22 protein-coding genes, 1 tRNA gene and 2 pseudogenes are annotated in these 24728 nt (G+C 32.8%); 7 read left to right on the top strand and 18 right to left on the bottom strand.

Features of this window, described 5'->3' with window-relative positions; genetic code table 11:
* Window positions 1-56: 56 nt before the first annotated feature.
* The 7 genes from J3R86_RS03480 to J3R86_RS03450 all read right to left on the bottom strand — a co-directional run bounded on the left by J3R86_RS03480 (window position 57) and on the right by J3R86_RS03450 (window position 8426).
* Window positions 57-512 (bottom strand): hypothetical protein, encoded by a 456-nt coding sequence (locus tag J3R86_RS03480; RefSeq protein WP_207518074.1) that lies wholly within the window; start codon window positions 510-512, stop codon window positions 57-59.
* Between the two features lie 677 nt (window positions 513-1189).
* A complete protein-coding gene (gene eno, locus J3R86_RS03475; RefSeq protein WP_002461952.1) occupies window positions 1190-2494 on the bottom strand; it encodes a surface-displayed alpha-enolase in 1305 nt (434 codons plus the stop codon).
* A 130-nt stretch (window positions 2495-2624) separates the two neighbouring features.
* Window positions 2625-4142 carry a 2,3-bisphosphoglycerate-independent phosphoglycerate mutase gene (gpmI, locus tag J3R86_RS03470; RefSeq protein WP_207518073.1) on the bottom strand — a complete coding sequence of 506 codons (1518 nt, stop codon included), beginning with the start codon at window positions 4140-4142 and terminating at the stop codon, window positions 2625-2627.
* Between the two features lie 2 nt (window positions 4143-4144).
* On the bottom strand, window positions 4145-4906 hold the full coding sequence (gene tpiA / locus J3R86_RS03465; RefSeq protein WP_207518072.1) for a triose-phosphate isomerase: 762 nt from the start codon (window positions 4904-4906) through the stop codon (window positions 4145-4147).
* Window positions 4907-5028: 122 nt separating this feature from the next.
* Window positions 5029-6219, bottom strand: a complete 1191-nt coding sequence (locus tag J3R86_RS03460; protein WP_207518071.1) for a phosphoglycerate kinase — start codon at window positions 6217-6219, stop codon at window positions 5029-5031.
* A 130-nt stretch (window positions 6220-6349) separates the two neighbouring features.
* Window positions 6350-7360: a type I glyceraldehyde-3-phosphate dehydrogenase gene (gap, locus tag J3R86_RS03455; RefSeq protein WP_002461945.1), complete on the bottom strand. Its 1011-nt coding sequence runs from the start codon at window positions 7358-7360 to the stop codon at window positions 6350-6352.
* A 52-nt stretch (window positions 7361-7412) separates the two neighbouring features.
* Window positions 7413-8426, bottom strand: a complete 1014-nt coding sequence (locus J3R86_RS03450; protein WP_207518070.1) for a sugar-binding transcriptional regulator — start codon at window positions 8424-8426, stop codon at window positions 7413-7415.
* Window positions 8427-8730: 304 nt separating this feature from the next.
* Between J3R86_RS03450 and J3R86_RS03445 the strand changes: the two genes are divergently transcribed.
* Entirely contained in the window at window positions 8731-8958 is a 228-nt protein-coding gene (locus J3R86_RS03445) for a hypothetical protein (protein WP_207518069.1), read from the top strand.
* 216 nt (window positions 8959-9174) lie between these two features.
* Here J3R86_RS03445 and J3R86_RS03440 read toward each other — a convergent pair whose 3' ends face one another.
* On the bottom strand, window positions 9175-9867 hold the full coding sequence (locus J3R86_RS03440) for a DUF4887 domain-containing protein (RefSeq protein WP_242685747.1): 693 nt from the start codon (window positions 9865-9867) through the stop codon (window positions 9175-9177).
* A gap of 724 nt (window positions 9868-10591) precedes the next feature.
* Here J3R86_RS03440 and J3R86_RS03435 point away from each other — a divergent pair.
* Both J3R86_RS03435 and J3R86_RS03430 read left to right on the top strand, forming a co-directional pair.
* Window positions 10592-11494: a TIGR01777 family oxidoreductase gene (locus J3R86_RS03435; RefSeq protein WP_207518067.1), complete on the top strand. Its 903-nt coding sequence runs from the start codon at window positions 10592-10594 to the stop codon at window positions 11492-11494.
* A 22-nt stretch (window positions 11495-11516) separates the two neighbouring features.
* Window positions 11517-11711: a hypothetical protein gene (locus J3R86_RS03430; RefSeq protein ID WP_207518066.1), complete on the top strand. Its 195-nt coding sequence runs from the start codon at window positions 11517-11519 to the stop codon at window positions 11709-11711.
* A gap of 59 nt (window positions 11712-11770) precedes the next feature.
* On the opposite strand, the gene ltrA is transcribed toward J3R86_RS03430, so the two are convergent.
* Both ltrA and clpP read right to left on the bottom strand, forming a co-directional pair.
* Entirely contained in the window at window positions 11771-13057 is a 1287-nt protein-coding gene (gene ltrA, locus J3R86_RS03425; protein ID WP_207518488.1) for a group II intron reverse transcriptase/maturase, read from the bottom strand.
* A gap of 559 nt (window positions 13058-13616) precedes the next feature.
* Window positions 13617-14201 (bottom strand): ATP-dependent Clp endopeptidase proteolytic subunit ClpP, encoded by a 585-nt coding sequence (gene clpP / locus J3R86_RS03420; RefSeq protein ID WP_207518065.1) that lies wholly within the window; start codon window positions 14199-14201, stop codon window positions 13617-13619.
* A gap of 189 nt (window positions 14202-14390) precedes the next feature.
* Between clpP and J3R86_RS03415 the strand changes: the two genes are divergently transcribed.
* From J3R86_RS03415 to J3R86_RS03400, 4 genes are all read left to right on the top strand, one after another.
* A tRNA-Arg gene (locus J3R86_RS03415) sits at window positions 14391-14462 on the top strand.
* Window positions 14463-14500: 38 nt separating this feature from the next.
* Window positions 14501-14953, top strand: a complete 453-nt coding sequence (locus tag J3R86_RS03410; protein WP_242685746.1) for a hypothetical protein — start codon at window positions 14501-14503, stop codon at window positions 14951-14953.
* 14 nt (window positions 14954-14967) lie between these two features.
* The gene (locus tag J3R86_RS03405) at window positions 14968-15360 is read left to right on the top strand and encodes a hypothetical protein (RefSeq protein ID WP_207518064.1); all 393 of its coding nucleotides are present in this window, start codon (window positions 14968-14970) and stop codon (window positions 15358-15360) included.
* 180 nt (window positions 15361-15540) lie between these two features.
* A complete protein-coding gene (locus J3R86_RS03400; RefSeq protein WP_207516515.1) occupies window positions 15541-16614 on the top strand; it encodes an IS30 family transposase in 1074 nt (357 codons plus the stop codon).
* Window positions 16615-17190: 576 nt separating this feature from the next.
* On the opposite strand, the gene whiA is transcribed toward J3R86_RS03400, so the two are convergent.
* The 8 genes and pseudogenes from whiA to istA form a co-directional block, all read right to left on the bottom strand.
* Window positions 17191-18135 carry a DNA-binding protein WhiA gene (whiA, locus tag J3R86_RS03395; protein WP_207518063.1) on the bottom strand — a complete coding sequence of 315 codons (945 nt, stop codon included), beginning with the start codon at window positions 18133-18135 and terminating at the stop codon, window positions 17191-17193.
* A 106-nt stretch (window positions 18136-18241) separates the two neighbouring features.
* Window positions 18242-19240, bottom strand: coding sequence for a YvcK family protein (locus J3R86_RS03390; protein ID WP_207518062.1), 999 nt, complete (start codon window positions 19238-19240; stop codon window positions 18242-18244).
* Complete coding sequence (gene rapZ / locus J3R86_RS03385; RefSeq protein ID WP_207518061.1) at window positions 19237-20148, bottom strand: RNase adapter RapZ; 912 nt, start codon at window positions 20146-20148, stop codon at window positions 19237-19239. The genes J3R86_RS03390 and rapZ overlap by 4 nt, the downstream gene beginning before the upstream one ends.
* A gap of 462 nt (window positions 20149-20610) precedes the next feature.
* Window positions 20611-21540: a thioredoxin-disulfide reductase gene (gene trxB, locus J3R86_RS03380; protein WP_207518060.1), complete on the bottom strand. Its 930-nt coding sequence runs from the start codon at window positions 21538-21540 to the stop codon at window positions 20611-20613.
* Window positions 21541-21605: 65 nt separating this feature from the next.
* A pseudogene (locus tag J3R86_RS03375) lies at window positions 21606-22214 on the bottom strand (tetratricopeptide repeat protein); the annotation flags it as partial.
* Window positions 22215-22250: 36 nt separating this feature from the next.
* Window positions 22251-22580, bottom strand: a pseudogene (locus J3R86_RS03370) (transposase); the annotation flags it as partial.
* Between the two features lie 55 nt (window positions 22581-22635).
* Entirely contained in the window at window positions 22636-23400 is a 765-nt protein-coding gene (gene istB, locus J3R86_RS03365; protein ID WP_207516745.1) for an IS21-like element helper ATPase IstB, read from the bottom strand.
* Window positions 23393-24679 carry an IS21 family transposase gene (gene istA / locus J3R86_RS03360; protein ID WP_207516850.1) on the bottom strand — a complete coding sequence of 429 codons (1287 nt, stop codon included), beginning with the start codon at window positions 24677-24679 and terminating at the stop codon, window positions 23393-23395. The genes istB and istA overlap by 8 nt, the downstream gene beginning before the upstream one ends.
* Window positions 24680-24728 lie beyond the last annotated feature (49 nt).

Below are 24728 nucleotides of genomic sequence, written 5' to 3'. Positions count from 1 at the left end.
CCGTTCCTTATATACGTCATGAAGTATAACATATTTATAGCAATGAAATCAATTTTCTATCTATTAAACGTACTTTTATATTTAATAGAAACGACAACCATATAAATGGCTAATGCTAATGATCCGATGACAACAATGATAATTGGAAATGTTAATAGCGTTTGATGTGCATGTTGAATTGCTTTTATCGTCATTGAAAAATTAATCAATGTAAATAAACTATTAGAAAGATAAACAGCAAACATAAACCACCATACATATGTATGTCTATTCCAAATAGTAATAATACCTGCTAAATATGCCAAAATATACATAATACCCGTAAATCTAAAATTATTTAAAATATAGTCAGCTGCACGTGTTGTGGCATTTTGATTGCTTAACTCTAATAATGCTTTTGCTGTCGCAGCATCAAGAGACACAAAGTAATGAATAATTAATAGAATTGCAAACACAACAGAAGTAACAGCGATAAATCGACCGGTCTTAATTTCTTTACTTGTTTTGTCCATCCTTTTTGAACTCCTTTATCAATATCTACTCTATTATAACAGTTTCATATGCTAAGTTAAATTAGGATAACTATTTGACCTTACGTTGTCATTAACTTCAAAACACAATGATAAGATTAACATTTCATTACGATTTCTTATGAACATTTCAATGTATTATGAGACAGTATTTTAAATTTACCAAAAAGATTTTCCCACAAACTTGATTACATTTTTTCAGGTTCTCTCCCAAATTGGACTGATGCCATAATTATTTTTTCAAGCCTCGCGTTCCGAGGGTGCTGTCTCAGCCTGTAGTCTTCGTCTAGCACTGCTCCCTCAGGAGTCTCGGCTTCAAAATAATTGATGTTTAAACTATAAAACTTTTATTTATCAGTCCTAAAAAATAGAGAATTATTTTTCATCCATCAAATTTGGCAATGCAATCTGACAACAATCGAGTAAGAGGATAACTATTATTTGATTATTCATCCCCTCACACCATCAAGCGTACAGTTCCGTACTCGATGGTTCAATATCTTATGTAAGCTGTAAATATCAATAAAAAAACCTGCCACAGTCTCAACTCTGTGACAGGCATATATAAAAGCGTGAACTTTTTGCGTGAACTCAAAAACTTTCATGTTACTAATATAATTCAACTCAACTCAAATTATATTAGTGTCTATATTTAAATCTTATTTATCTAAATTGTAGAAAGATTTGATACCGTCAAATTTAGCAGTTTCAAATAATTCATCTTCGATACGTAATAATTGATTGTATTTTGCAATACGGTCAGTACGTGATAATGAACCAGTTTTGATTTGTCCTGCATTTGTAGCAACTGCGATATCAGCAATTGTTGTATCTTCAGTTTCACCAGAACGGTGAGAAACTACTGCTGTGTAACCAGCTTTTTGAGCCATTTCGATAGCATCAAATGTTTCAGTTAATGTACCAATTTGGTTAACTTTGATTAGGATTGAGTTACCAATACCGTTTTCAATACCTCTTGATAAGATTTCAGTGTTAGTTACGAATAAATCATCACCAACTAATTGTACACGGTCACCGATACGTTCTGTAAGTTGTTTCCAACCATCCCAGTCGTTTTCGTCCATACCGTCTTCAATAGAAATGATTGGGTATTTGTTTACTAATTGTTCTAAGTAGTCAACTTGTTCAGCAGCTGAACGTTTAGCACCATGTTCACCTTCGAATTTACTGTAGTCATAAACACCATCTTCGTAGAATTCTGATGAAGCACAGTCGAAACCTAAGTATACTTCTTCGCCTGGTTTATAACCAGCAGCTTCGATTGCTTGCATAATTGTTTCTACTGCGTCTTCAGTACCTTCAAATTTAGGAGCGAAACCACCTTCGTCACCTACTGCAGTTTCTAAACCACGTTTACTTAAAATTGATTTTAAGTTGTGGAAGATTTCAGCACCCCAACGTAATGATTCTTTAAATGATTTAGCACCAACTGGTAAAATCATGAACTCTTGGAACGCGATTGGAGCGTCTGAATGAGAACCACCGTTAACGATGTTCATCATTGGAACTGGTAATTGTTTACCATTGAATCCACCTAAATATTTATAAAGTGGTTGACCTAATAAATCAGCTGCTGCACGAGCTACGGCGATTGATACACCTAAAATAGCGTTAGCACCTAATTTACCTTTATTTGATGTACCGTCTAAAGCGATCATCATTTTGTCGATTGATACTTGATCTAAAACTGAGAATTCACCTTCTACAATTTCAGGTGCGATAATGTCGTTAACATTTTCAACAGCTTTAGTTACACCTTTACCTAAGTAACGTGATTTATCTCCGTCACGTAATTCAACCGCTTCATGTTCACCTGTAGAAGCACCTGATGGTACTAATGCACGGCCGAAAGCGCCACTTTCAGTTAAAACTTCAACTTCAACAGTTGGGTTACCACGAGAGTCTAAGACTTCGCGAGCGTAAACATCTGTAATAATTGGCATGTTTATAATCTCCTTTAAAATAAGTATTCTATAATTATTATAGCTTTATTTATTCATTTAATAAAATGATAATACTAGTAATTGTTAAAAATAAGTGTCATTAAGCGTTTACTTAACCATTTTTACATGATTAATGTTTGATTAATGATTCACCAGTCATATCTGCTGGTTGTTCAACATTTAATAAGTCTAATAATGTAGGTGCTAAGTCACCTAAACGACCAGTTTCACGTAATGTTACGCCTTCTTTAGTAACAATGACTGGTACTGGGTTAGTCGTATGAGTTGTCATTGGTTGATCATCATCAGTTAATACTTGGTCAGAGTTACCATGGTCTGCAGTAATAATTGCATGTCCATCCATTGAGATGATTTTATCAACAACTTCACCTAAACATTCATCGACAGCTTCAATAGCTTTAATTGTTGGTTCTAACATACCGCTATGTCCAACCATATCTGGATTAGCAAAGTTTAATAAGATTAAATCTAAATCACCTTTGTCTAATTCTTCAATTAAGGCATCCTTAACTTCATAAGCACTCATTTCAGGTTTTAAGTCGTATGTCGCAACTTTTGGAGAATCGATTAGACGACGACGTTCACCTTTAAATTCTTCGTTACGACCGCCACTCATAAAGTAAGTAACGTGTGGATATTTTTCAGTTTCAGCAATTCTTAATTGTGTTAAGTTATTATCTTGAACAACTTCACCAATTGTATTTGTTAAATCAACTTTTTCGAATACGATAGCTGCATCTACATTATCATTGTATTTAGTAAATGTTGCATAGAATAAATCGTTAATACGTTCAATTTTGAAACCATCAAATGCTCTATTCGTAAACACTTCTGATAATTGCGCAGCTCTGTCTGGACGGAAGTTAAAGAAGATGACTGCATCTCCATCATTAACACCACTATTTTGATCTTCAACAATAAATGGTACAACGAATTCATCAGTTAAACCTTCATTATAACTAGCTTCAACGCCTTCTTTAGCTGATTTGTATACAGGTGCATCAATGTTACGAATCGCATTGTAAGCTTTTTCTTCACGTTCCCAACGTTTGTCACGGTCCATTGCATAATAACGACCTGATACTGAAGCAAATTGTCCAATACCTAGTTCTTTAAATTTAGCTTCAGTTTCTTCAATATATTTAAGTGCAGATTTTTGATCAACGTCACGGCCATCTAAAAATGCATGAACGTATACTTGTTTTACATCTTGCTTTTTAGCTAATTCTAATAAAGCAAATAAATGTTTGTAGTGACTATGAACGCCACCATCTGAAAGTAAACCGAAGATGTGTAATGCTGAATCGTGTGATTTAACATGTGCAATCGCGTCATTTAGCACTTCATTTTCAAAGAAGTCACCATCTTCGATTGATTTATTAATACGAGTTAAACTTTGATACACGATACGGCCAGCACCAATATTCATATGTCCAACTTCTGAGTTACCCATTTGTCCTTCAGGTAGACCTACATCTAAGCCACTAGCTTCGATTTGAGTAGTTGGATATTTACTATAATAGCGATCAAAATTAGGTTTGTGTGCTAACTTAACAGCATTACCGTGTTCACTTTCACGATTTGCAAAACCATCTAAAATAATTAATGCAGTTGGTTTCTTAGCCATACTTATTTTGCACCTTCTAACAATGCTACAAAATCTTCAACTTTAAGTGATGCCCCACCTACTAGTGCGCCATCGATATCTGATTGAGCCATATATTCTTTAATGTTGTTAGGTTTAACACTACCACCATATTGAATACGAGTAGCTTCAGATACTTCTTTACTAGATAAGTCTGCAATTGTTTGACGTACAAATGCACACATTTCATTTGCATCTTCAGATGTAGAAGATTTACCTGTACCAATTGCCCAGATTGGTTCATAAGCAATCACTACTTGTTTAAGTTGCTCATCAGATAAACCAGCAACAGCTTTTTTCACTTGATTACCAACGACATCGTTAGCTTTTCCACTTTCACGCTCTTCATCAGTTTCACCAACACAAATAATTGGTGTCATACCGTAATTAAAGATTGCATGTGCTTTTTTATTAATTTCTTCATCAGTTTCATGGAATAACTCACGACGTTCTGAATGTCCAATAACAACATATTTAACGCCTAAATCTGCTAATGCAACTGGTGAAGTTTCACCTGTAAATGCACCACTGTCTTCGAAGTAAGCATTTTGAGCACCGATTTCTAATCCTTGTGCTTTACCTTCTTTAATTGCAGTTGTTAATGCATCTAATTGAATTGTAGGTGCACAAATAACTGATTCTACTTCTTTTGAATCTGGTAATGTAGGTAATTGGTTAATAAAATCTTTTGCTTCTTGTACTGTTTTATTCATTTTCCAGTTACCAGCTATAATTGGTGTTCTCATTAAAGACACTCCTTAAATTTTTGAAAATTATTTTTTGAAAAGTGATGTAACAAAACTTTATATTATTGTGTTCCCTTTATAAAAATAACAAAAACATGCACATCACTTTTATTGGTTATTCATTATTTATCATCTATTGCTTTAATACCAGGTAATTCTTTACCTTCAAGATATTCTAATGATGCACCGCCACCAGTAGAAATATGTGTGAAGTCTTTTTCGAATCCTAATGAGATTGCTGCAGCAGCTGAATCTCCGCCACCAATAATTGTGATAGCATCTTTAAGATTAGCAATTGCTTTACATACACCGATAGTACCTTGAGCAAAGTTACTAAATTCGAATACACCCATAGGTCCATTCCATACTACTGTATGAGCACCTTCTAATTCATCAGCAAATAATTTAACTGTGTTAGGACCAATATCCATTGCTTCTTGGTCAGCAGGGATATCATCTATTGAAACTACAGTGATTTTTGCATCATTAGAAAATTCTTTAGCTACTTTTGCATCAACTGGTAAGACAATTCTGTCACCATGTTTTTCAAGTAATTCTTTAGCGAAATCAATTTTATCTTCTTCAAGTAATGATAAACCGATTTCTTTACCTTGGGCTTTCAAGAATGTATACGCCATTCCACCACCGATAATAATTTTATCTGCAATGTTAACTAAGTTTTTGATAACATTAATTTTGTCAGAAACTTTAGCACCACCTAAGATAGCTACAACAGGTTTCTTAGGATCATTAACTACGCCACCAATAAATTTAATTTCTTTGTCCATTAAATAACCAGCTGCAGTTTCAAGATTCGATGAAATACCAACGTTAGAAGCATGTTCACGGTGCGCTGTACCGAAAGCATCATTGACGAAAACGTCGCCTAGTGAAGCCCAATATTTACCTAATTCAGGATCATTTTTAGATTCTTTTTTACCATCTAAATCTTCGAAACGAGTATTTTCAACTAATAATACGTCGCCTTCTTTAAGATTTTTGATAGCTGTTTCTAAAGTTTCTCCACGTGTTTCAGGAACAAAGACAACATCTTTACCTAATTTTTGTGATAAATCTTCAGCAACTGGGCGTAATGTTAATTTTTCTTTGTCACTTTCTTCTTTTACTTTACCTAAGTGTGAGAATAAAACAACTTTGCCACCTTGTTCAATAATATATTGAATCGTTGGTAAAGCTTGAACAATACGGTTATCGTTTGTAATTTCTCCATCTTTTAATGGCACATTAAAATCGGCACGCACTAAAACTGTTTTACCTTTCAAATCTAAATCAGAAACAATTTTTTTAGCCATGGTGTTTCCTCCTTGTTTTTAGGAACTTTAATATAAAAATAAGCGGAGAAGCGTATGTGCTCCCCGCTTACTCATAAGCATTATTTATGATGAATAGTTCTGAGCACTAGTAATATTAACTATGCTGTTATTATTTAGATAATTCAGCTAAGTAACCTAATGTACGAACTAATTGTGCAGTATATGACATTTCATTATCATACCAAGCTGCAACTTTAACTAATTGACGGTCTCCAACTGACATTACACGAGTTTGTGTAGCATCAAATAATGAACCGTAAGTCATACCAATTACGTCTGAAGAAACGATTTCGTCTTCAGTGTAACCGAATGATTCGTTTGAAGCATTTTTCATTGCTTCGTTAACTTGATCTACTGTTACGTCTTGTTTTTCTAATACTACTGTTAATTCAGTTAATGAACCTGTAGCAACTGGAACACGTTGAGCTCCACCATCTAATTTACCATCGATTTCAGGAATTACTTTACCGATAGCTTTAGCAGCACCTGTTGAGTTAGGGATGATGTTTTCTGCTGCTGCACGAGCACGACGTTTGTCACCTTTTCTGTGAGGTGCATCTTGAGTATTTTGGTCACCTGTGTAAGCATGGATAGTTGTCATTAAACCTTCAACTAAACCAAAGTCATCATTTAAAACTTTAGCAACTGGGGCTAATGAGTTTGTAGTACATGATGCACCTGATACAACTGTTTCAGAACCATCTAATTCTTGGTGGTTAGTATTGAATACGATTGTTTTCAAGTCACCAGTAGCTGGAGCTGAGATTAATACTTTTTTAGCACCTGCATCGATATGAGCTTGTGCTTTATCTTTGTCAGTATAGAAACCAGTACATTCTAATACAACATCGATATCTAAGTCTTTCCAAGGTAATTTACTTGCATCTGGTTCACTGAAAGATTTAACTTCTTTACCATTCACACGGAAACCACCATCTACTACTTCAACTTCACCTGTGAAACGACCTTGCATTGTGTCATATTTTAATAAATGAGCTAACATATCGTCATCTGTTAAGTCGTTTACTGCTACTACTTCAAGACCTTCTACATCTTGGATTCTTCTAAATGCTAAACGACCAATTCTACCAAAACCATTAATTGCTACTTTTACTGCCATTATAATGGCCTCCTTTAAAATGATATTTAAAAAGTATTAAACTTTTTATCTCTTATTCAAGTATTATTTTTGCGGCTGCTTCATCTGTGATTAACACAGTATTTTTAGGTGCAATTGAAAGGTATGCTTTAATTGCTTGTCCTTTTGATTGTCCACCGGCAACTGCAAAAATAAAATCTTTTGATTCAAGATCTTCTAACTGTAGTCCAATTGTTTTTACTTTATGAACGATGTGACCTTGATTATCAAAATAATATCCGAATGCCTCTCCGACGGCTTGGTGATGTTGAAGTTTATCAATAACCTCTTGAGGTGACTGACGTCTATGCGCCATCTTCAGCGCATCACCGATACCGTGTACAGTTACGTTTGCTTGTTTAATTTTGTCTAATGTATTGATTACTGACGGTTCTAACATTAATGTTTTATACGTTGTTTCGCTCACGTTATCTGGTACATACATCGTTGTGTAATAACCACCAGCTTGTTGAGCCATACTCGCAGCAATGGTATTTGCTTGAAAAACAACATTTTCACCAAGACCACCTCGTGCTGGAACAAAGAAAACATTAAATGGTAATAAATGAATAGCTTCACTTACATAAGCCATAGTTGAACCACCAGTCACAGAAACGATAGCATCTTCATATAGCGAACTTTCTAATAATTGTCCCGCTAGTCTACCAAGATCTGCTTTAACTGATTGATTATGGTCTGCATCTCCTGGAACAACATGTACTTCCTTAATTTGAAATTTACTTCTAATATCTTCTGCTAAACGATTATCGTCAACATAAATATCGAAATAGGATTTCAATCTCTCAAGTACTTGTTGACCTTCTACAGTAATTTCCATTCCTGTAGGTTTGACCTTAATCAAATCTTGTTTCTTCAACATATCTGTTTCTGAACGTAATACACGCTCAGTCATATCCATGTGTTCACTTAAACTTCGACGACCAACTGGTTGATTCTTAGAAATAGTAGTGAGAATCGAAAAACGTTTATACATCTTATCAATAAGATCTGGTATAAGTTTTTGTTGAACTTGTAATAAGTCTTTCACTACTACCTCCTCCTCTTAATGTTGAAAATATCAATAGCTATCAAACAGTGATTGTCTTATTAAGTCCCACCTGGGACAAAATTCAACCTCTTTACACATGCAATACTACTATTGTATTTCACAAAATGCAAGTGGATTAACTTAAATTTTCTAAATAATTTGATAAAACGTTTTCACTCATAACAAGTTACTTCGTCTCAACTATTTAATAACAGTAGTTATTGTATTTAATGAACGTTATACCCTTTCTTGTTATAATTAATCATTCTAGAATATAACACGATAATAAAGGTGTGATTGCGTCATGCATAATGAAAATTTATCAAATAATAATTCAGAGCAACAAGTCTTAGATCCTAGCGACCCAGAATATAAAGGAAATATGTATTTCAAACAAAACCGTCAATCTGTAGCATTTAATGGTAACTATCACTTTAGTTGTCGACTTCAAGGATGTGGTTGTGCCATGGGTTGCTTTGTCATTTTAATTATTTCTTTCATCATTACCGCTATCATTTGGTGGGTATTTTAACATTGGTCAAGTCATCTCAATTGTCAATTTCCAATTCAATAAAAAAGGTTCTCTTCCAAATTGGACTGATACATAATTATTTTTAAATTATTCTTTTTTATCAGTCTTAAAAAATTAGAGAACTTAAAAAAACTGTCAGTGAGTTATTTTGTCTCACTGACAGTTTAGTATTGATTGAGTATTTGTTTTTTAATTGTAATGAACTAGAGTTAAATATTAATTGCCACTTTGTCTATTAGCTTGTGTTGCATTGGAACTTTGACTCTGTTGTGGTGCTTGTCTAGGTGCTGTGGTAGCTTGATTATTACTGTTTCCACTATTACTATTTGCAGCACCACCACCTGCTTGTTGTTGTGGTTGTGTTGGTCGTTGTGTCTGTTGTTGTTGATTAGCATTATTATTTTGTTGTGGCTTAGCTTGTTCTTTATTGCTATCTGCTTTGTCATCACTTTGCTCTTTATTTGATGCTTCATCATCTTTATCTTTAGAGTCTGAATCTTTATCAGTTTTTGCTTTGTCATCGCTAGTCGCTTTTTCTTTTTGATTATTCTGATTAGATTGCTGTTGTGATGTATTACTGCTTTGTTGTCTTACTGGTGCTTGAGTAGCATTATTTTGTGAACGTTGTTGTTGGCTTTGATTTTCTTGATTATCTATGTCATCTTGTTGTTTTTCCTTTTCTTTTTGTTCTTTTTCTATATCATCTTGTTTCTTTTTTTCACGTTGTTCTTGTTCATGCTCTAAACGCTCTTTAGATTTATTAGAATGATCTACAAACGCAAATATAGCAAATGCTAAACCAAATAATAATAACAGCACGATAATAGCACTAATTATTTTAGATACCGTGCTCATTTTCTTTTTGTCTTGACCTTCAATATTATTGTAGTCGTTATGTTGATTCGACATACTCTCCCTCACTTTAAATCTTATTAATCTTTATTATATGTTGCACAAATTAATTAAACTCAATATATTTCAGTAAATGGCTCAGTTCTGTTTATATAGAAATACATGGTTTAATAGACTTGTTCATTTAACATACCTACAAAGAAATTGAATTAAATTCTATCTTAACATCTACAGTTTAAATACAACATTTATTAACTCATCATTTAAAATAAAAAATAGAAACCTCTTCATTTTCTTTATTAACTTTCAAATTACTTATATATAGAAATATACCCCAATTTTCAACATTGTAACTTCTTATAATTACAAAGTCATAATTAATTACATCAATAAATGGGTATAGTATAATAACGTTGCTTCAAATGTTATTCATAACTTTTTAAATTTTGATAATATCAAGGAATTTAATGTTATTTAACTTACCTTCCTTTCTACACCTTTTATAAGAACAACAAAAATAAGACCCGTACGATTCTCGCACGGGTCTTACTACTAAAGGGAGTCAAAATTTACCTTCGTTGTATCATGCAGCGTTTACATATACTTAATAAGAGATGTTTATTAGATATCGAAGGTACATCTTTATTATAACTTATATCATATTTATTTAAATGCATTGCTAAAAGTTAAAATGACATCTTAATGTCTAATTTTTGAATAACCTTTGAATAATAAGAATAATTATCAAATATTTACAATTAACTTTCAAGGTGGGATTATTTTGAAAAACTATTTAATTACTGGTGGAACAGGTTTAGTAGGTTCAAGCCTGATAAATGAACTTAAAAAAACGGACTGTCATATAACGATATTAACGCGTCATGACGAAACATCATCTGATGCTAAAATAACGTTTGTTAATTGGAGTAAGCCAAATTGGCAACAAATTGTTCCTGATAATATTGATAGCGTAATTAATTTAGCAGGTGCTACATTAAATAAACGTTGGACACCAGAATATAAGCAAACGCTAATGCTCAGCAGAATTCAAAGTACTGAAGCATTATTCGATCTCTTTAAATCACGTCAACAGGCACCTAAAGTCTTATTTAATGCAAGTGCTGTTGGATATTACCCTCCTGACTTATATATGACTTATACAGAATTATATAAAACCTTACCATTTGATTTCTTATCAGATATTGTTTATCAATGGGAACGATTTGCTCAACAGTTCGAGCAATTAGGAACTAGAGTTGTCATTGGTAGATTTGGTATGGTGCTATCTTCTGAGGGTGGCGCACTTAAATCAATGAAATTACCTTATCAATTTTATGTAGGTGGCAAATTAGGATCAGGTCGCCAATGGTATTCTTGGATTCATATAGATGACTTAACTAACGCTATTTTATATTTGATCAATCATCCAAGTGCCCAAGGACCATTCAACTTAACTTCACCTATACCAGAAAGACAAAATTTCTTTGGCTACACACTAGCTCGTACAATGCATAAACCACATGAAACATGGGTACCAGGATTAGTATTACGAACATTACTTGGTCAAATGTCAACAGTGATACTAGATACTCAAAAAGTAATACCTAATAAATTACAAGCATTAGGTTTCAATTTTAAATATAGTAATTTAAAATTGGCACTAGAAGATTTGATTAATGATTAAACATTATTAAGGAGTGTTCTTAATGAAACAATCTAAATCTTTTCATTTATTGTCACTAATGAATGGTGTGATATTAATTATTATTGGTTGCTTAACTTTTAATCATTCAATACCTTCAATTATTTTAGCTATGTTCTTTATTATTGTGGGTGCAATTACAGTAATTACTACCTTTGTACAATTATCAAAACATCGTTCTAATCGAGTAGGAGGATAACCATTATTTGATTATCCGTCCTCTCACACCACCGAGCGTACGGTTCCGTACTCGGCGGTTCAATATCTTGCGTAAGCCGTCTCTGCGAGTTGGGTTAATGGTTCTAACCCCCACTTGTAGAGACGTTTTGTTGTAAGTGCACGATGAACTTCATGCGTTGATGATAAGCGCCAGTATTTCTTTCTTGAATTGGCAATTTTCATTGCACTCTTATGGTCAAGTCCATACTTACGTAACATCTTATATTTGGTTTTTATTCTTTTCCATCTTTTGAGGATTAGTTGTCTAATGCGTCGGTTTAACCATGATTGTAACTTCGTTACAAAACCTGTAATAAATCCTTTACCAAAGTAATTTATCCACCCTCGTGTTACTTGATTAATTTCTGATATAATCTCTTTAAAGGTACCTGGTCTATTTCGTTTCGTTAGACGTCTTAAGGTGCGTTTTAAATTTCTTCTTGCTTCCATAGTCGGTCTGAAACGATAAGTGCCATTTACTTTGGTCATTAGACAACTCAAGAACTTTAAACGTGTGATAGAACCTACCTTGCTCTTTTCACTATTTACAATAAGTTTAAGGTCTTTTTCGATAAACTTTGTCACACTTTCCATGACACGTTGACCCGCTCGTTTTGTACGTACAAAGATGACGAAGTCATCTGCATAACGAACAAAGCGATGACCACGTTTCTCCAATTCATTATCTAATTCGTGAAGATAAATATTACAAAGTAACGGGGAAATAACACCACCTTGCGGTGCACCTATTTCTCTACTTCGATAATTACCATTGAGGTCGATTGCACCAACCTGTAGGCTTCTACGAATAAATTTAGAAATGGCTTTATCTTGAACATGTCGTTCAAATAGATACATTAATTTATCATGGTTCAACATATCAAAGCACTGTTTTAAATCACAATCAACTGCAACTAAGTAACCTTCTTCATAGTATGTTGCACATTCTTTAAGTGCAGTTCCTGTACTACGATTCGGTCTAAAGCCATGACTGTGTTTTGAGAAAGTACGGTCGATACTAGGTTCAATGACTTGTTTAATGGCTTGTTGGATAACTCTGTCTCTTGCGACAGGGATTCCAAGCACGCGCTTTTTCCCATTTGATTTAGGTATTTCAACCTTTCTTACTGCTTGTGGCTTATACGTGCCATCAAGCAGTTTTTGTTTAATTTGTGGAAAGTATTTTGCGAAATGTGATGTTAATTCACTTACTCGCATGCCATCGATGCCAGGTGCACCGTTGTTTTTCTTCACTTTCTTAATTGCTTTTTGTATATTATTCTCTCTTACAACAAGCTCCATCATAGATGGAGACTCACGATACATTTCTTTCATTTCACCTAAGATTTACTGTACGCACTCATATATCCTTTTTCGTTCCACTACTTATCTTTCTATGAGTTGCCAATCATTAATTGTATTCTGTACGTTGTAAATCTCTAACCTCCATTCTTTACTTTGTATGAATATTGTTCAGTCCTTCAGTATTTCTACCTACTATGACCTCTGCTGACTTCTCATCATTCGTTATTACTACGATTTTTTTTATCGCTGATGAGACCTCCCCGGGTAAGAGTAACCACTTTCCACTCATTCCACTGCATCATTTACTATATAGAACTCGGGTAGTATCGGACTTTATCTTGTATTGCAGATTCATCCATTCCACATAGCCTTGTATGATATTTCTGTTCGTCAGTGCGAGTGTTTGCGTCCGACTTCCTTCAGATTCCATTTCACAATGGACACCCTTGTCTTTCGCTAACAGTTCCTACTACCAAGCCTGTAACGGACTTTCACCGTCTAGTAATTACCCATGCCGGGCGCACAATAAAAAAAGCTGCGCATCAAAGCGCAGCTTTTTTATATGATTATATGCAATAAATTAGGCTTCAGGAACCATTACATCGTCAATTAAACCATATTCTTTAGCTTCTTCAGCTGTTAAGAAATTATCACGATCTGTATCTTGTTGTATTTTTTCAATACTTTGTCCAGTACGTTCAGATAAAATTCGATTTAATTTTTCACGTGTTTTTAAAATGTGGTTAGCAGCAATTTCAATTTCAGTTGCTTGTCCTTGTGCACCACCTAATGGTTGGTGAATCATTACTTCTGCATTTGGTAATGCAAAACGTTTACCTTTAGCACCAGCTGCCAATAAGAATGAACCCATTGATGCAGCCATACCGATACAAATTGTTTGTACATCTGGTTTAATATGTTGAATCGTATCATAAATTGCAAAACCAGCTGTTACACTACCACCTGGTGAGTTAATGTACAAGTAGATATCTTTTTCTGAATCTTGTGCTTGTAAGAATAATAATTGTGATACGATAGAATTTGCTACATTATCATCGATTTGAGAACCTAGCATAATAATACGGTCTTTTAATAAACGTGAATATATGTCGTAAGCACGTTCGCCTCTGTTTGTTGTTTCAATAACTGTAGGAATTAAATTCATTTATATTTCCTCCTTGTAATTTCTGTTATTTTTTTATTTTACATAAAAAGTCAAAAATGGTCAAAATATTTGATTATACTTTTTATCGACGATTGACCTTACAACTTTTCATTTGTAAACTATTAATAGCTATTCAAATTGTACTTATTTTAATTACTATAGTACAGAAATTTGTTTGTTACTTATTATCCCCTTGTAGTGTAATGGATAACACATAAGATTCCGGTTCTTAAAATAGGGGTTCAATTCCCTTCAAGGGGGCTATAATACTTTATAACCTAAGTAAAAGCATCGGATCATTGGTATTAAGTGCTATTGTTATTACGTCAGTTTCCCCTTTAGCAAATGCGAAAGAAGTACAAGAAAGTTCTCAAAAAGTAAACCAACCACAATATGTGAATGTTGATGGTGTTAAAATTAATCGAAATCCCGATTTGCCTCAGAATCCTCAAGCTCAAGAACGAATTGGAGCAACAAAAGTAGCAAAAACAGCAATTAAATTTATAATAAATCATAAAAGTGGTGCAAGAAATGTAATTAAAAAAGTTGGTGGCAATAAGGCGGCTAACTTGTTTGATAAAGCTTATTCACCTATAGTTCAAGAATTGAAACCATTACTTAAATGGTCAGATGTACCAGCTCAAGCTGTTGGTGATGCTGCAAAACGTGGTGCCTTAAATGCTGGTTTAAGTAAAGGAAATGCCGGGATAATTTCAACAACTATTAAGGAAGCAATATCATGGTTGTTTTAAATGGAGTGAGCTAAATGTTAGAAGATAAAAATGATATTAGACTTTTATATCAATCAGTTCAAGAATTAGCATCAGAAATGGGACAAAACCAACTAAACACAAAAACTGTTAGTTTAATATTTTTAGAAATGGATTTAAAATATAGTGTTTTTGAAGAAGTTCAAGGTAATTTCCTTAAATATATTGCCCATAAAAATTCTGATGAAATTATTTATTCGGATTTAGTTGAAATAATTAATTCTGCACTACCTACAGATAGAGAGTTATCATCATTAATAATTAATCAGATAATTGTAGGTTTTGCTAATAATTATTATCCAATATTAAAAGAGACTGCTAGTAACATTATAAGTGAAGAAGGTCATACGATCTATAAACATTTTAATCCTAAAAATTTAGATGATTAAAGATAAGGCTCAGCATTAATTTGTTGAGCCTTTTGTCTTTATATAAGGGTTCTCTATTTTTAGGACTGATAAAAAATGGTGGATTTTATAATCAACTTAGCCACCTATAAATAAAAAACGTCACGTGAATTTCATGTTATTATTGAGGCTCTCACACTCTTCAATAAAGGATGAATTCACATGACGCAAAATCATTGTAACACGATAAAACATAAAGGAACACACCTAACTTATGAAGAACGCATTCGTATCGAAACCCTTAAAGATTTAGGCTTTTCTAATCGTGCTATTGCACGTGAATTAGGACGTGCGCCTCAAACTATCCATAATGAAATAAAACGCGGTACTACACGTCAAATTTCACGCCAAAAATATCAAGATAAAGTTTATGAATATGAACAATTCCAATATATTCCATCACTCGCACAACAAAATTACTACAAGAATCGACAACGTTGTGGCGCACAATCTTTATGGCGGAAAAATCCTCATTTTATAGCTTGGGCTGATGACTTAATGATTCAACAACGTTGGTCACCTGAAGCTGTTGTGGCATGTGCTCATCGTGAAAATGTATTCCGTAAAGATTTAATACCATGTGTGACAACTTTATATGCTTGGATTAATGATAATATCATGGCGACTAAAAATATCCATCTTTTAGAGAAGTTAAAACGTCGAATGTCTAATCAAACTTATCATCGTACACATCGTCGTATTTTAGGTCCAAGTATTGAACAGCGTCCACAGGACGTCCAATCTCGTCAAACCTTTGGACATTGGGAAATCGATACTGTCATCAGTACCAAAGATAAATCTAAACCTGTCATCTTAACACTCGTTGAACGTGCTACACGTTTTGAAATCTTAAAGCTGATTAATGATAAAAGCGCTCATTCAGTCTCACAAGGATTAACATCAATATTTAAGCATTTAAAGTCGCTCACACCACATATATTCAAATCAATCACAGCAGATAATGGCTCAGAATTCGCATCATTATATGAAGAATTTGGTCATGACATCAATATTTATTTCGCACATCCATTTTCATCATTTGAACGTGGTACCAGTGAAAATCAACATAAAATGTTACGTCGATTTATACCTAAAGGAACTGATCTATCAACCGTGAGTCAATGTCGCTTAAAACAAGTGCAACAATTTATGAATGATTATCCTAGAAAAATCCTAGGCTATGACACAGCTCATCATAGAATGGCTCAAGCATTAAAAGTATTAAATCTATTATAGTTATTTAACAGCTAAATACTTTAGCTGTTACTAACCCAAGATGAGTCATAGATAGAATATCTACCACTCATCTTGGGTTTACAAAACAGAAAAGAGCCTAAAACGTTAGTACTACTTAAAAAATATAAGTGGCTAACTTAAACTTGAAATTTACGGACTGATAAAAAATAAATAATTTTAAAACGAAAATTAATTTGAAGCCGAGACTCCTGTGGTAGGGACCCAACATAGAAAAACTGGTTATCCAGTTTTTCAAGCAATGCAGGTTGGGCAAGAGCTAGTAAAGATTGTAAATCTAACTAAAGGATTACAATTGGTTGCTAGCGCAACAATTGCATAAGAGCTAGTAAAGATTGTAAATCTAACTAGCTCTAAATGTGCAAACGGGGTTACGAGGCTTGAAAATTTAATTATGTATCAGTCCGATTTGTTAGAGAACCATTTATAATAAAATCGGTTGCTAAGATATTATAAATACTGTCTTAGCAACCAATTTTTAAAAATTTTTTTTCCTATTATTTAAGTCACTTTAATTTAAAAAGAAGCACTTAGATAATTGTGGTTTTAAACTACCTTTTATAATTCAATATGTTCCCCATTACGAATTTTATCTGCTAATTCATTTAATTTGCGTAATCGATGATTAACTCCGGATTTAGAAATTGGACCATTTGATACCATTTCACCCAGTTCTTTTAACGATATTTCTTGATTTTCGACACGAACTTTAGCAATTTCGCGTAATCTTTCAGGTAAATTTTCTATACCTATCTCTTGATCTATTAATTTAATACTTTCAACTTGTTTCATTGCTGCACTAACTGTTTTATTTAAATTTGCCGTTTCACAATTAACAAGACGATTGACAGAATTACGCATGTCTCTAACTATTCTGACATCTTCAAATTTTAACAACGCTTGATAACCACCTATTAAACTTAAAAAGTCAGAGATTCTTTCAGCTTCTTTCAGATAAGTGATACTACCTTTTTTACGTTCTAAATGTTTAGCATTTAAGTCATAGCTATTCATTAATTTTGTTAATCCTTCAGCATGACTTTCATATTGGGAAAATATTTCGAGATGATATGATGACGTTTCTGGATTATTAACAGAACCACCTGCTAAAAAGGCACCTCTTAAATAACTTCGACGCATTTCATCATCTTTGATCATTTCTTGATCAATATCATAAGTAAAGACACCATTTTTTAAAATACCTAATTCATCTAAAATGTCTCGCGCCTTCATTTTAGTCCGACAAATATATATGTTATTCTTTTTTAATTTCATTTTCTTACGCACTAAAATTTCAACTTCTACATTAAACACTCTTTTAATTAATGAATAAATACGTCTTGCCGTTGCTGCATTTTCAGTCTGAACGTTAATAACAAATTGTTGATTTGATAAACTTAATGCGCCGTTCATTCTAATTAATGCACTGAGCTCTGCTTTAGCATTTAACGGATCTACTTCTATACGTGTTAATTCATTTTTCATTTCTGATGCAAAGCTCATTTGACAACCATTCCTTTCGATTTATTCATCTTTAGTTAGATATCAGATAACATTCATGTTATAAACACAGTCTTATTATCATATCATAAATATTGTATTCAAAATATTAAACATGTTTGTCTCCAGGAATGAATTGTATCGTACTCGTTAATTCTAAAGCAATATCATATATCATTGTAGATAATACTTTCGTATTATGCCTTACTAAAAAGTCGTCTGATATTTCAATTAAATTAGATGCCGTATAGACTTTAATTCTGTCATCATCTTCCAATTCTTCTCTATTCACTTCTACTGGATTAGAGTGCTTTTGTTGATATTTTTTAAGTACATTATCGTCGTATTTTTGTGTATTACAAATAACATAATCTATAAATGCTTGACCGGCTTGTCTATGAATAGCATCAATATGGTCTTTCACACTATAGCCATCTGTTTCACCAGGTTGAGTCATAACGTTTGATACATAGAGTTTAGGCGCCTTTGAGTTAATTAAGGCATCTGAAATACCATTTACACATAAGTTAGATATAACACTTGTGTATAAAGAACCAGGCCCTAGAACAATTAAGTCAGCTTCTTCTAACGCTTCAATTGCTTCTTCCATCGGTTGCACATCACTAGGTTCTAAAAAAACACGCTCAATTTTTTTTTGCTTTTTAGGAATGTTTGATTCACCATAAACGATTTCTCCATCTTCCATCACAGCATTCAATTGTACGCTTGTATTCGTTGATGGAATGACTCGTCCTTTAATATTCAGTATTTTACTTAAAGCTTTAATCGCATGCCCAAAATCATTTGTAATATTAGTCATGCCTGCAATAAGTAAATTACCTAATGAATGACCGCTAATTTGATTTTCTCCAAATCTAAATTGAAATAATTGTGATAATACAGATTCTGAATCACTTAATGCTGCAATCACATTGCGAATGTCTCCCGGGGCTGGAATATCCATTTCATCTCTTATCTTACCTGTACTGCCACCATCATCTGCTACAGTGACAATGGCAGTTATATCAATTGGAAATTCACGCAAACCTCTAGCTAATACTGATAAGCCAGTGCCACCACCAATGAGTACAACTTTTATTTGTTTCATTTTTTCACGCCACTTTCAATATGTGCATCTCTATGATGTACATAAACATTATAGTCGAACACTTCATTTAGATAATTGCCTAGACGTTCTGCTAATGCGACAGAACGGTGTTGTCCACCTGTACAACCAATAGCAATTACTAATTGTGACTTCCCTTCTTTTTTATACCCAGGAATCATGAAATTTAACAAATCAGTTAATTTTTCAAAAAAGATTTCCGTCTCTTTCCATTTCATAACATAATTGTAAACTGCTTCATCTAAACCTGTTAACGGTCTTAAATCAACTACATAATAAGGATTAGGTAAAAAACGCACATCAAATACTAAATCTGCATCCATTTGTATGCCATGTTTAAATCCAAAACTCGTTACATTAATCGTAAATGTTTCAAATTCGTCATCTTCATAAAATCGTTGGATACGTGCTTTTAGTTCTTTTGCTTTTAAATTAGTGGTATCTATAACAAAATTAGATATACTTCTGATTTGTGATAAACATTCCCTTTCATCATTAATCGCATCAATTAATGAACGCTTCCCTTGTTCCATTAATGGATGTGCACGTCGTGTTTCTTTATAACGTGAAATTAACTTTTCAGTCTTAGCTTCTAAGAACATAACATCAACAATAACATCACTCGTGCTTTTAATAACATCAAGTTCTGTGATTAATGACTTAAATAATTCTTTACCTCTTAAATCAATAGCAATCGCTACTTTTCTTAATGATGGATTTCCCTGTTCCATCAATTCTACAAATTTTGGTAATAATACAGGAGGTAGATTATCTACACAAAAGAACCCCATATCTTCTAAGCTTTGAATAACTAGCGATTTCCCTGCGCCAGATAATCCCGTTACCACTAGTAATTCACTTTTACTTTTTTCTTTTTCATTATTATCCATTATGACACCGCCTATAACTCATTTATGTTACTTAGATTGTTAATTATTAGAATTTCATTGATCCAATTTTCATAATCGTATTTTCCCAATTAATATACGACATTTGAAAACCAACAACTTTTAATGCTAAAAAATTGGGTTCTCTCCCAAACTGGACTGATACATAATTAATTTTTTAAGCCTCGCATTCCTAGGGTGCTGTCTCAGCCTGTAGTCTTCGACTAGCACTGCTCCCTCAGGAGTCTCGGCTTCAAAATAATTTATATTTTAAATTATTCACTTTTTAATTATCAGTCCTGAAAAATAGAGAACCAAAAATTGTTATACAATGCTATTTTGTAGCACATTTCATAAAAATATATTTTACTATAGTTTAAATATAACATAAAAAAACTAGAACTATAGTTGATCAATGCTTTAACCACTATAGCTCTAGTCTCAAATGATATCATTTAGTTCTAGTTAGTCATTTAATTGTTCTAAATAATCAGCTGCACTTTGTGCTGCAATACTACCGTCTCCAGTAGCTGTAACGATTTGACGTAAACCTTTATCTCTAACGTCACCAGCAGCAAAAATACCTGGGATAGATGTACTCATGTCATCTTTAGTTTCAATATAACCTACATCATTTGTAATACCTAAATCTTTAAATGGTGCAGTTAATGGTTTCATACCGATATAAATGAAGACACCGTCCGCTTCATGTGTTTCTTCTGAACCATCTTTGGTTGAAACTAAAGTAACAGAACCTACTTTACCATCTTTTTCATTAATTGATTTTAAAGTATGGCTCCAAATGAAATCAATTTTATCATTTTTAAATGCTCTTGATTGTAAAATACTTTGTGCGCGTAACTCATCTCTACGGTGAACAATTGTTACTCTATCAGCAAATTTAGTTAGGAATGTTCCTTCTTCAACTGCTGAATCTCCACCGCCAATGACAAATAGACGTTTGTTTTTAAAGAATGCACCGTCACATACTGCACAATAACTTACACCACGACCACCTAATTCTTGTTCGCCTGGTACACCAATTTTTTTATATTCAGCACCTGTTGCAATAATAACTGCACGAGCTGTAATTTCTTTATTACCAAAATCAATAACTTTATACTCGCCTTTGTCTTCTACTGATTTAATGTCACCATATTGATATGTTGCACCAAATTTTTTCGCATGCTCGAACATTTTAGTAGATAAGTCTGGGCCTGTAATCATTTCAAATCCTGGGAAGTTCTCTACTTCTTCTGTATTGGCCATTTGTCCACCAGGAATTCCTCTTTCAATCATTACTGTGCTTAAATTCGCACGTGATGCATATACTGCTGCTGTCATACCGGCAGGACCAGCACCGATAATTGCTATGTCAAAATCTACTTCAGCCATTTTGCAATGCCTCCTCATTATTTATCATTATGCGCATTATATAATAAAACTAATATTTCATAAATCTATATGCTCAACAATAATTCAATCATCTTATTCAGTTTATATTGTGTAATATCTAGCCACGTAATAATTTCTTTTTTAGTCATACTTTGATATTGGTTTTTAAAATATAAATAAGTGAATGCTGCAATATATGGTTCAACACTTGTTAAATCAACTTTTTCCGCAATAATATCTTCTGCTTTTGCAATCCAAGCTAAGAACAAATCATGATTTAATTTTAATTGTGGATGGCTATATAATTGTTTCATCCCTCTATGAATAAAATCTAATTTATTTAATGTTAGGCCTTGGACTAAATAAGTTAAGTATAACTTTTCATAGTCATTCATATTTTCAAGTATTTTCCAAATTTCTTCAGTAATCAAAATTTCTTTGCCATTCATTTCATTCAACAGAAAAATACCGTATATACGTTCATGACTATCGTCACTTTCTAATCGTGGTAAAATTTGATTGTCAAAAAGTACCTTACTTTCTTCAATAGCCCACGGTGCATACCCTATGTCTACTTGTGAAATTTGTTGTAACTTATCCCAATAATAGTGACTCTCTTTAATATCACCTAAATAATAGCAGTTAAAAGTTAATGCATTATACATCGGCACTGAACCCTTAAAACGGGAACTTAATAAAAACACTATATTCTAGGCTGCTAATTTTCTAAAATCTATAGGAGAAAAGTAGCCTAGTTTTTGTTGAATTCTAAATTTATTATAATAATCAATGTATTTTTCCACAATATCGATTACAATGTTATTAGAGCTACTAAGCTCATTGTTGAGATAAAAGGTTTCACACTTTAGCGAGGAATGGAAACTTTCTATCGGGGCATTGTCAGCAGGTGTTCCCTTACGGGACATGCTTCTGACAATGCCTTTTTCTTCGCATAAGTGATAGTAAGAATACGATGTATACACACTTCCCTGATCGCTATGTAGTATACAACCCTCGGGTATATCTAGTTGATTTAATGTGTAAATGTCAATAAAAGAATGTACAAAAATGATTGTTTAAGAATGTACAAAAATGTCATTCTGTCTTTTCAACTTTCACAAAATGGTCTTTTAACCGATAAGACTTCCCAGTTATTTTTATGACATTTGAGTGATGTAATATGCGATCTAAAATGGCATTAGCTATTTTAGGGTCTTCAAATATTTCATTCCATAAATTGAAATTAATATTTGTAGTAAAAATGGTACTTTTCTTCTCATATCTTAAATCAATCAGTTGGAAAAAGAGTTTGGCATCTTCACTATCAATAGGTAAATAGCCTATTTCATCAATAATTAGTAATTTATATTTACTATAGTGCTTGAGTCTATTTTCTAACCGATTCTCTAATTGAGATTTTTTCAAATTTTGTATTAAATCATGACATTTAATGAAATACGTACTTACTCTTTTTTTCGCTGCTGACATACCAATTGATGTAGCTAAATGGGTTTTACCTACACCACTTGGACCTAAAAAGACAATATTCTGATGGTTTTCTATAAATCGTAAATGAGTAAAATCTACGATTTCTTGTTTATTGACGTTAGGTTGGAATGAAAAGTCAAAGTCGCACAGTTCCTTTTTAAAAGGGAATGCTGCTACCTTAACCATTGATTCAATCATATTCTTTTCTTTAACTGCGATTTCATAATCACTCAATTTAATTAAAGTATCAATAAATGATAAATCGTTAGTGATACTAAAATCTATCACTTCATCTAAATGAGTAATCATTTGATTCATTTTTAGATATGACAGATTATCTTTTAAACGTTGGTAGTTAGTAATATTATTCATCATACATCTCTCCTATCGTTTTTAAATTATCTAAGGCCAGCTGATTAATATCATCATGGTCTCCATAGGAGACAGCTAGCGTTTCTAAATAGTGTTGTTGCTGATAATTTAATTTATGATGGGTAATAGGATGCTCAACGATTAATTTGGTGTTATAATAAACAAACAAACGTTGATCATAAACTTGAACTTCAACCGTTTTTCCATAGTATTCAGCAGGAACTGAGTACTGATTGGAGCGATATGTAATCATATTCGAACGATTGACTTTCAAATATTTATGTTCTACTTTATATGAGTTTCTTACATGGACATTGGGTAATGGCTGTAAGAAGCTCTTTTCTTTTTTTACTTCAATAATTGGTATTTTTCCTGTCCCATTATGCACTGAGTAATTCAAACGATCATTTAATTCGTCAATAAATTGTGGAATTTCATGTAAGTATAATTGTCCTTGATAGGCATGAATTTCATCTAATATTTTCATAATGGATTCAACTTTACCTTTCGTTCTAGGACGACCAGCTATACACGGCTTCACTTTAAAATTAAAATCATCAGCGAATTGTTTGAATTTAGGATTAACTTGTCCACTAAACGTTTCAGTCCTAGGTTGACTCATCACTGTTTTCATATTATCTGTAACAAGTTCCTCTGGAACACCTTCAATAGATTCAAAAGCTTGAACCATTAAATTAAGTAATACATCTAATGATTTACTCATCGTAACTTGCATAATTTTGAAGCGTGAATATGACAGGAGTAAAACACCAATATTTAAAGATACCTCTTGATGATCCTTCGTTTTAAATCTTATATCTTCCTTCCAATCAAATTGAGCTTGGCAACCTGGTTTTGTTTCAAATCTAGTTGTTCCAACAGGCGTTGACTTTTGTCGTCTTTTTTTAAAATAATTATTGAATAAATCATGTTTTCTTATATATGTTCTAAATGTGGAATACGCACAATTTAGACCATGATTATCTTTAAGGTATTGCCATAACACGCGTTTATAAAAGAATTTCTGTTCACATTCTTCAGACAACAATTCTTTTATTAAATCATAATAGGGATCAATTTTAGATTGTTTTTTTCGATTAACCGAAGGTTTAAAGCCATTTAAATATTTATCTATTGTTCTTCGATCTACATTCATTTGTCTTGCGATTTCACTTTTATTAATTTTCATGTTTAAGCTCTCCATAACAATTTTTAATTTTGGTAAATCTGAAAGAGTTGTAACTTCATAATCTGTATTTATATCTAAAGATAATTTCATTGTTATTCACCTCAATAAAATTATCTCTAAATTTTACAGATTGTACATA

Source organism: Staphylococcus simiae (genome assembly GCF_017357005.1).
GTDB lineage: Bacteria > Bacillota > Bacilli > Staphylococcales > Staphylococcaceae > Staphylococcus > Staphylococcus simiae_A.
Note: the sequence above shows the minus strand (reverse complement) of the source record. Positions and strands in the feature narration are given on the sequence as shown.

What these genes read in the sequence shown, in the direction of transcription:
- J3R86_RS03440 (WP_242685747.1), bottom strand. Translation starts at nt 9,867, where the DNA reads ATGTCGAATCAACATAACGACTACAATAATATTGAAGGTCAAGACAAA.
- gap (WP_002461945.1), bottom strand. Translation starts at nt 7,360, where the DNA reads ATGGCAGTAAAAGTAGCAATTAATGGTTTTGGTAGAATTGGTCGTTTA.
- ltrA (WP_207518488.1), bottom strand. Translation starts at nt 13,057, where the DNA reads ATGTATCGTGAGTCTCCATCTATGATGGAGCTTGTTGTAAGAGAGAAT.
- clpP (WP_207518065.1), bottom strand. Translation starts at nt 14,201, where the DNA reads ATGAATTTAATTCCTACAGTTATTGAAACAACAAACAGAGGCGAACGT.
- whiA (WP_207518063.1), bottom strand. Translation starts at nt 18,135, where the DNA reads ATGAGCTTTGCATCAGAAATGAAAAATGAATTAACACGTATAGAAGTA.
- istB (WP_207516745.1), bottom strand. Translation starts at nt 23,400, where the DNA reads ATGAATAATATTACTAACTACCAACGTTTAAAAGATAATCTGTCATAT.
- trxB (WP_207518060.1), bottom strand. Translation starts at nt 21,540, where the DNA reads ATGGCTGAAGTAGATTTTGACATAGCAATTATCGGTGCTGGTCCTGCC.
- istA (WP_207516850.1), bottom strand. Translation starts at nt 24,679, where the DNA reads ATGAAATTATCTTTAGATATAAATACAGATTATGAAGTTACAACTCTT.
- J3R86_RS03460 (WP_207518071.1), bottom strand. Translation starts at nt 6,219, where the DNA reads ATGGCTAAAAAAATTGTTTCTGATTTAGATTTGAAAGGTAAAACAGTT.
- J3R86_RS03405 (WP_207518064.1), top strand. Translation starts at nt 14,968, where the DNA reads ATGTTAGAAGATAAAAATGATATTAGACTTTTATATCAATCAGTTCAA.
- tpiA (WP_207518072.1), bottom strand. Translation starts at nt 4,906, where the DNA reads ATGAGAACACCAATTATAGCTGGTAACTGGAAAATGAATAAAACAGTA.
- eno (WP_002461952.1), bottom strand. Translation starts at nt 2,494, where the DNA reads ATGCCAATTATTACAGATGTTTACGCTCGCGAAGTCTTAGACTCTCGT.
- J3R86_RS03400 (WP_207516515.1), top strand. Translation starts at nt 15,541, where the DNA reads ATGACGCAAAATCATTGTAACACGATAAAACATAAAGGAACACACCTA.
- rapZ (WP_207518061.1), bottom strand. Translation starts at nt 20,148, where the DNA reads ATGGATAATAATGAAAAAGAAAAAAGTAAAAGTGAATTACTAGTGGTA.
- J3R86_RS03445 (WP_207518069.1), top strand. Translation starts at nt 8,731, where the DNA reads ATGCATAATGAAAATTTATCAAATAATAATTCAGAGCAACAAGTCTTA.
- J3R86_RS03390 (WP_207518062.1), bottom strand. Translation starts at nt 19,240, where the DNA reads ATGAAACAAATAAAAGTTGTACTCATTGGTGGTGGCACTGGCTTATCA.
- J3R86_RS03480 (WP_207518074.1), bottom strand. Translation starts at nt 512, where the DNA reads ATGGACAAAACAAGTAAAGAAATTAAGACCGGTCGATTTATCGCTGTT.
- gpmI (WP_207518073.1), bottom strand. Translation starts at nt 4,142, where the DNA reads ATGGCTAAGAAACCAACTGCATTAATTATTTTAGATGGTTTTGCAAAT.
- J3R86_RS03430 (WP_207518066.1), top strand. Translation starts at nt 11,517, where the DNA reads ATGAAACAATCTAAATCTTTTCATTTATTGTCACTAATGAATGGTGTG.